The 870-nt window shown below is 58.2% G+C and carries 1 protein-coding gene; it reads right to left on the reverse strand.

Annotation, left to right across the window (positions count from 1 at the left end; genetic code table 11):
• Positions 1 to 707, reverse strand: a 707-nt coding sequence (locus ACLBVC_RS24745; protein WP_410151811.1) for a DUF6531 domain-containing protein, incomplete at its 3' end; no start/stop codon positions are given.
• Positions 708 to 870: the final 163 nt, after the last annotated feature.

Here is an 870-nt window from a genome sequence, read left to right on the forward strand (position 1 = left end):
TGCCCGGCGAATTCGCCTTCTGCGTCACGATGATAGTTAAGCGTATGGCCGAACCGGTCGCTTAAACCAAGCAATAACCGGCTGGCAGGCAGCGGGCGCGGCAGCACATCTTCTGCGGTTTCGGGTAACTGCAAGCAGCCCAAAATCCACCACGGGCCGGTGGCGTCGTTAGCGACAAAATAATAGTGCGGGCTGTTGCGCAGTGCTTCCGGCAGCGCCTGCCAGAGCGGACTGAGCGGACTGAGCGGATGATTATCAGGCTGCTTACCGGTGCCGCCGCGCGCCAGCCAGAGTTTTTCGCTGTGGCTGAAGGCCATCTGGCCGGGAGGCAGATGATGGAAATGAATGCCGCGCCCGGCATTGTCGTTGAGGATAAGTTCGTCAGCGCGGATTTGCAGGCGGATATCCGCCGCCGCCGACCAGCCGGGGCCAAACATCCCGACCGGCGCGGGCGTGTCCGTTTTATAGCTGCTATAAGCACGCGAAAGGATAAACGGCAGCTGCGCGGGCAGCGCGATATCGGTCTCGCCGGGCAGGACTTTGGCACCGAGCGACGGGTTAACCGGGTTGCCTTCCAGCACGCCGCCGGGGCAGACGGAACACGCCACGCCGGTGGGCGCACCCATCATCACGCCCAGCGAACCCTGAACAATCGGGCCGCCAATGGCGGTGTTATCGAACTGCCGGGCAGCGGGAAATCCGGTCATCGGTAAGTCCTTTTAAGTAAAGCGCCCGTGGAATGATTGATTTTAAGGTGGGGTATTTATCGTTTCATTCACGATATAAATACAACAAAATCAATCAGATGGAGGAAGTTAAACTTTTAAAAGTATATGCGTTGTGAGGCGGTTCACAGGTGTGAGGAAAGCA

This window comes from Rahnella selenatireducens, assembly GCF_046449555.1.
GTDB classification, from domain to species: Bacteria; Pseudomonadota; Gammaproteobacteria; order Enterobacterales; family Enterobacteriaceae; genus Rahnella; species Rahnella selenatireducens.